The organism is Kutzneria sp. 744 (genome assembly GCF_000568255.1).
Taxonomy (GTDB): domain Bacteria; phylum Actinomycetota; class Actinomycetes; order Mycobacteriales; family Pseudonocardiaceae; genus Kutzneria.
Genome location: NZ_KK037166.1, coordinates 7,659,981 through 7,665,900, shown reverse-complemented (window position 1 = coordinate 7,665,900; position 5,920 = coordinate 7,659,981). Strand labels below are relative to the sequence as shown.

At 71.2% G+C, this 5,920-nt stretch carries 7 protein-coding genes and 1 pseudogene; 5 read left to right on the top strand and 3 right to left on the bottom strand.

Annotated features, from left to right (window positions below):
- The first annotated feature begins 152 nt into the window (after positions 1-152).
- A complete protein-coding gene (locus KUTG_RS65420; protein WP_255360954.1) occupies positions 153-284 on the top strand; it encodes a hypothetical protein in 132 nt (43 codons plus the stop codon).
- 9 nt (positions 285-293) lie between these two features.
- Here KUTG_RS65420 and KUTG_RS35305 read toward each other — a convergent pair whose 3' ends face one another.
- Positions 294-1,553, bottom strand: coding sequence for a DNA polymerase IV (locus tag KUTG_RS35305; protein ID WP_084580138.1), 1,260 nt, complete (start codon positions 1,551-1,553; stop codon positions 294-296).
- 112 nt (positions 1,554-1,665) lie between these two features.
- Here KUTG_RS35305 and KUTG_RS35300 point away from each other — a divergent pair, with 112 nt between their 5' ends.
- The 3 genes from KUTG_RS35300 (at position 1,666) to KUTG_RS35295 (ending at position 4,006) form a co-directional block, all read left to right on the top strand.
- On the top strand, positions 1,666-2,256 hold the full coding sequence (locus KUTG_RS35300) for a DinB family protein (protein ID WP_043723046.1): 591 nt from the start codon (positions 1,666-1,668) through the stop codon (positions 2,254-2,256).
- Positions 2,257-2,452: 196 nt separating this feature from the next.
- Entirely contained in the window at positions 2,453-2,617 is a 165-nt protein-coding gene (locus KUTG_RS59300) for a hypothetical protein (protein ID WP_157494970.1), read from the top strand.
- Positions 2,618-2,767: 150 nt separating this feature from the next.
- Positions 2,768-4,006, top strand: a complete 1,239-nt coding sequence (locus KUTG_RS35295) for a S53 family peptidase (RefSeq protein WP_043723045.1) — start codon at positions 2,768-2,770, stop codon at positions 4,004-4,006.
- 66 nt (positions 4,007-4,072) lie between these two features.
- Here the strand turns inward: KUTG_RS35295 and KUTG_RS35290 are convergent, their stop codons facing one another.
- Complete coding sequence (locus KUTG_RS35290) at positions 4,073-4,786, bottom strand: tetratricopeptide repeat protein (protein WP_052395758.1); 714 nt, start codon at positions 4,784-4,786, stop codon at positions 4,073-4,075.
- A gap of 237 nt (positions 4,787-5,023) precedes the next feature.
- Positions 5,024-5,740 (bottom strand): annotated as a pseudogene (locus KUTG_RS35285) (class I SAM-dependent methyltransferase).
- 68 nt (positions 5,741-5,808) lie between these two features.
- On the opposite strand from KUTG_RS35285, the gene KUTG_RS56930 reads away from it, so the two are divergent.
- Positions 5,809-5,920 (top strand): ParA family protein (locus KUTG_RS56930; RefSeq protein WP_157495674.1); only part of this gene is annotated, 112 nt, incomplete at its 3' end.

Genomic DNA, 5,920 nt, shown 5'->3' with positions numbered 1-5,920 from the left:
TTTCTGTTTACGGGAACCATTCAAGGTGAACGTGGGGTATTTGCTGCCCATTGTTCATTCGCCGCTGGTTAGGGCGCATCCCGACGACTGCCACCCTGGGTGTCGAATCGCGCACCACCTGTGTACTGATGCGTAATCATCGCGGAGGAACAATGCGCTTCACCCTGGCCGTCGTGGCGCTCGCGCTCGCTGTCTTCGCTGGTGCCGGCGCTGTCGCCGGCGCGGCAACCCCGCACCAGACGACCGGTGCGGCGGCGCCCGCCATCGGCACGCCCTACGAATAAGCCGCCAATTCACCCCGGGTCTTGACGAGTTGTTCGCCCCAGCAATGAGGCTGGGCGCACGGCCGCGCCGCCGAATCGGGAACGTGCCGAGTCGGCGGCCTGGTCCGCTTCCCGCCAGCCCCGTTCGGGGGCGTCGATGAACAGTTGTTCGCCGATCTCGGACGCCTGCGCCAATTGCTCGACGCGTACACCGATCAGCCGAACGGCACCATACGGAACGTTCTCGACGAGCAGTTTCACGGCCGCTTGATAGACCTCTCGGGTGACATCGGTGGCCACCGGGAGGGTTTTCGACCGGGTGATCGTGGTGAAGTCCTCGAACCGCACCTTGATCGACACGGTCCGACCCCGCAGGCCGCGGGCCCGCAACGAGACCGCCGTCCGCTCGGCCAGGTGCAGCAGCTCCCGCTTGAGCAGCTCCCGGTCGTGGTGGTCGACCTCGAAGGTCTCCTCCGCGCCGATCGACTTCTCCGCCGAGCCCGGCACCACCGGCCGGGCGTCGAAGCCGTTGGCCAGCGTGTACAGGTGCTCGGCCGCCGCGTTGCCGACCACGCGCCGCAGCCGGGCCACCGGGGCCGCCGCCACGTCGCCGACAGTCTGCAAGTCGATGCGCTCCAACGCTTCCGCCGTGCGGCCGCCGACTCCCCACAGGGCCGACACCGGCAGCGGGTGCAGGAACTCCAGCGTCTGCTCCTTGGGCACCACCACCATGCCGTCCGGCTTGGCCAGGCCCGAGGCCAGCTTGGCGATGAACTTGGTCGAGGCCACCCCGACCGAGCAGTCCACGCCGGTGCGCTCCAGCACGTCCACGCGCAGCTGCGCGCCGATGCGTGACGGCGTCGTGCGCAGCCTGCGCAGCGCGCCGGAGACGTCGAGGAAGGCCTCGTCCAGGCTGAGCGGCTCGACCAGCGGCGTGATCTCCCGGAACAGGTTCATGACCGTGCGGGACGCCTCCGTGTAGAGGCCGAAGGTGGGCGAGATGAACACCGCGTGCGGGCACAGCCGGCGGGCCCGCGTGGTCGGCATGGCCGAGCGCACCCCGAAACCGCGGGCGATGTAGTTGGCCGAGGACACCACACCCCGGTTGCCGGTGCCGCCCACGATGACCGGTTTGTCCTTGAGCTCCGGCCGTTCCCGGATCTCCACCGACGCGTAGAAGGCGTCCATGTCGACGTGCAGGATCGGGCAGGCGGTGTCGTCGGGCCAGACGGTGTCCGACACCCGGAACCGTTCCACCAGGCCGCGGGGCAGGTTTCCGCTGCGCCCCATGCCGCACCCCTCGCTCACACGTTCGACTCGGACCCCGCCGAGTCTAGCCGCGCCCCCTGACACTTCTCGCTGTGACACCGGCAGCTGATCGAGGGATGTCAGACTGCCCGGCATGACCGGACAGGGACCGAAGTCGGATCTCCATCGCTACCTGCGGCAGGCCCGCGCAGCCCTGCTGTGGAAGCTCGACGGGCTGTCGGAGTACGACGTCCGCCGCCCGCTGACGGCGACCGGAACCAACTTGTTGGGGCTGGTCAAACATGTGGCCAGCACCGAAGCGGGGTACTTCGGCGAGGTGTTCGGACGGCCGTTCGACCACCCGCTGCCCTGGCTCGACGACGACGCCGAGCCGAACGCGGACATGTGGGCCACCGCCGACGAGTCGCGCGAGGAGATCATCGGGCTGTACCACCGGTCATGGGCTCACGCGGACGCGACGATCGACGCACTGGCGCTGGACGCGACCGGCCAGGTTCCCTGGTGGCCCGAGGACCGGCGCGAGGTGACGCTGCACCAGATCCTGGTGCACATGATCGCCGAGACCAACCGGCACGGCGGACACGCCGACATCGTCCGGGAGCTCGTCGACGGCGCCGCCGGGCTGCGGGAGGACAACGACAACATGGCGCCGGGCGACCAGGCATGGTGGGAGGACTACCGGAACCGGCTGGAGCGCTCGGCCAAACAAGCCGACCAGGGTTAGAGCTATTCGGCGGTCCCGTCGGCCGGACGCACCGCCCGTCCGAGCAGCGGCACGAGCACGGCCGCGTTCGGGCTCCCCCAACCAGTGACGGGGTCCCAGCCGGGGCCGGCTCGGTAACCGGTGATCCGGCGCATTTCCGTCCCTCCCAAGGAAAACACGTTCAGCCAACTGAGTAGCACCTGGCACCATCGGCGCAATGACGCAGAACACGACATCGGCGGAGCAGGGGTGCCTCTTCTGCGCCGTTGTGCGCCACGCCGGGGACGGCTGGAACATCACCACGGAGTCGAAGGAGCGCGAGAGGTCGCTCCTCGACCGCGACGCCCGAACGATCAAGGACGCCCTCGCGTCGGCGGGCTGACCGGCGACTTCCGCCCACTCCGCGTTGATCGACCCAGGCGAGGGCAGTCGTAACTGTGAGTGCGGCCAGTCGTTTGGGGGAGTGTCACCCGTGCGGGTGGCACGGGACGATCCAGTCCCGATTCGTGACGTGAGTCACCTAGGAGGCGGAATGTCACCCTGCCGTTCCCGAGTCCTCACCGTTCTCGCGTTGGCCGCCGCCGCGCTGCTACCCCTGGCGTTCACCGCCCCCGTGGCCCAGGCCACGCCCCTGCTGTCCGGTGGCCTGGTCGACCTGGGCTGCGCCACGAGCCATGCTCGCTTCCACTGCCTGGGCAAGGCCATCAAGTCGCCCGACGGCCCCGGCCCGATGACCGTCACCAACCCCGTCGGCCTCGCGCCGGCCGACATCCAGGCCGCCTACGGCCTCGCCGGCAAGTCGGCCGCCGGCCGCACCGTGGCCATCGTCGACGCCATGGACGCCCCCACCGCCGAGGCCGACCTCGCCGTGTTCCGCAGCAAGCGCGGGCTCACCCCGTGCACCACGGCCAACGGCTGCTTCAAGAAGGTGAACCAGAACGGCGCGGCCAGCCCCCTCCCGGCCGGCGACTTCGGCTGGGCCGAGGAGATCAGCCTCGACCTCGACGCCGTGTCCGCCACCTGTCCCGACTGCCACATCCTGTTGGTGGAGGCCAATTCCGCCGACACCGACCCGTTGATGACCGCCGTCGACACCGCCGCCAGCACCCCCGGCGTCGTGGCCGTCTCCAACAGCTACGGCGGCGCCGAGGACGGCACCATCACCGCCGCCGACGCGCACCTCAACCACCCGGGCATCGCCGTCACCGCCTCCTCCGGCGACTCCGGCTACGGCGTCAGCTGGCCCGCCTCCTCGCCCTACGTCACCGCCGTCGGCGGCACCACCCTCACCAAGGCCGCCGGCACCCCTCGCGGCTGGACCGAGAAGGCCTGGTCCGGCGCCGGCTCCGGCTGCTCGACCATCGAGCCCAAGCCCGCCTGGCAGCACGACACCGCCTGCGCCAACCGCACCGTCGCCGACGTCTCCGCCGACGCCGACCCCGCCTCCGGTCTCGGCATCTACGACACGTACAACAGCTGCGGCACCAGCTCCTTCTGCGACTTCCTCATCGCACTCGGCCTCGCCCAGGGCGCCGACGGCTGGGTCCAGGTCGGCGGCACCAGCCTGTCCTCCCCCATCATCGCCAGCGTCTACGCCCTCGCCGGCACCTCCGTCAATGCCGGCTCCTACCCGTACGCCCACACCTCCGGCCTCAACGACGTCACCACCGGCTCCAACGGCAGCTGCGGCGGCACGTATCTCTGCACCGCCGTCGCCGGCTACGACGGCCCCACCGGCCTGGGCACCCCCAACGGCACCACCGGCTTCTGACCGCACCGGCCGGCGGGTCCCCTGTGGACCCGCCGGCCGGCTGTGCCAGCAGTGCGGTCGCCGGAGTCAGAGGCGGCGGGCCGCCTCGACGAGGTCGTCCGGCAGTCCGGGCCCAGCGCAGGCGTAGTCGATCAGCGCCCGCCGGTACGAGGCATTGGGCACCTGCGGCGCAAGGTCGATGAGCTCACGGAGGTCGGCGGCGGATCCGGTGCGCCGGGCCCGGTAGGCGGCGCCGGCCGCGCGGAGCGTGGGCTCCTCCGGGGCATGGCGCAGCCCCCTCTCCACCGACTCGGCGGCTGCGGCGAAGTCGCCCTGCTCGGCGTGCAGGTCGGCCAGATCGAGGTAGAGCGACCAGTTGTCCGGCTCCAGGGCAAGCGCGCGTTCGAAGGCCGCCGCCGTCCGCACCGGATCGCCCAGGGCCCGCCAGGTGCCGGCCTGCACGACCTCCGTGAACATGATCCGCTGCACGGCGTCGGTCTGGTCGCACAGCTCCAACGACACGTCGGTACGACCGCAGGCTCGGAGCATGATCGCCATCTTGGCCATCGGCTCCGGCAGCGGATTACGAGCCGCGACTGCCTCGATGGCGTGGAACCAAGGCCCGAGCAGCTCGGGATCGAGGTCGCGGCCGTAATCCATGGTCCGCATGGCCGCCTCGGCCAATGCGTCGGCGCTTACGGTGTCGAGGAAGCGGTCATCGCCGAACCATGGGGCGGCGGACCACGGGATGTCGGGGCGCACGCCGGTCACGGTGCTGAGGGCCATCACGGCGCTGTCCACAGGGCACTTCGCCTCTCACCAGGCGATTGTCCACAGGCGACAAGCACGCCGTGATCAACAACGTCTAGTCCACAGGCACCACGTCGCGAAGATCAACTACCGGCACGCGGCGATAGAATGGCTTCGGGGCGGCCTCCCCTGGGAGCGGTGGGGGCTGCCCGTTGCATGGAGTGGCCGGGCTGTGTGCTTGTGGGGTGACGGGCAGTGCCAGCCCGACAGTGGCCGGCCCGAGCACGGTCAGGGGCGGCGGGCCAGGGCGTGCAGGCGGGAGGCGACGTCGCGGAGCGGGGGCTGGGTGGCGGCGGCGACCTCGAGCTGGGCGAGGGCGTCGGCGGCGCCGGGGTCGAGGACGGCGCCGGGGTTCTAGGTCGGCGACGACGTTCTTTAGCCCTGGAGGAGCTCGACGTCGAGGCCGGCGGCGGCGAGGGCGGAGCGGAGGCTGTCGACGTCGAAGCGGCGCTTGAGGGAGTCGCCGGGCAGCTGGCCCTCGGGGTCGTCGAGCAGCTGGCGGGCGTCGACGAGGCGGCCGGCCAGCACGCGGTTGATCAAGGCGGAGTAACGGTTGGCGACCAGGACGGACACCGCGCCGCCGGACCGGGCGGCGCCGGCGAGCTGGGAGAGGGCGGCGGGGAGGTCGTCGACGAACTCCAGGACGCCGTGGCCGAGGACGAGGTCGGCGCTGCCGGCGGGGACGAGGTCGGCCAGCAGGTCGCTGTCGCCCTGCACGGCGGTGACGTGGTCGGCGACACCGGCCTCGACGGCCCGGCGCTGGAGCGTGGCCAGGGCGTTCGGGCTGGGATCGACGACGGTGACCAGGCAGCCGGCGGCGGCCAGGGGCACGGCCCAGACGCCGGAGCCGCCGCCGACGTCGACGACGCGAGGGGGCTCGGCGTGCCGGCGGCGGACCGCGGCCAGCTCGGTGTCGAGCGCCAGACGGACGGCATCGGGTCGCATGGGCCCGAGTCTATGGGTGTGCCGGTGTCGTGATCTGCGCGGCTTGTCGGAGACCGTAGGCTGCCCGTGTGCATACGGTTGCGGTGTTGAGCCTCAAGGGCGGTGTCGGCAAGACGACGGTTGCCTTGGGGCTGGCCTCGGCGGCGTTGCGCCGGGGGGTGCGCACCCTGGTGGTCGACC

Bases quoted from the DNA above. Each gene is read 5' to 3' on its own strand.
- KUTG_RS65420 (WP_255360954.1), top strand. From the start codon at position 153: ATGCGCTTCACCCTGGCCGTCGTGGCGCTCGCGCTCGCTGTCTTCGCT.
- KUTG_RS35305 (WP_084580138.1), bottom strand. From the start codon at position 1,553: ATGGGGCGCAGCGGAAACCTGCCCCGCGGCCTGGTGGAACGGTTCCGG.
- KUTG_RS35300 (WP_043723046.1), top strand. From the start codon at position 1,666: ATGACCGGACAGGGACCGAAGTCGGATCTCCATCGCTACCTGCGGCAG.
- KUTG_RS59300 (WP_157494970.1), top strand. From the start codon at position 2,453: ATGACGCAGAACACGACATCGGCGGAGCAGGGGTGCCTCTTCTGCGCC.
- KUTG_RS35295 (WP_043723045.1), top strand. From the start codon at position 2,768: ATGTCACCCTGCCGTTCCCGAGTCCTCACCGTTCTCGCGTTGGCCGCC.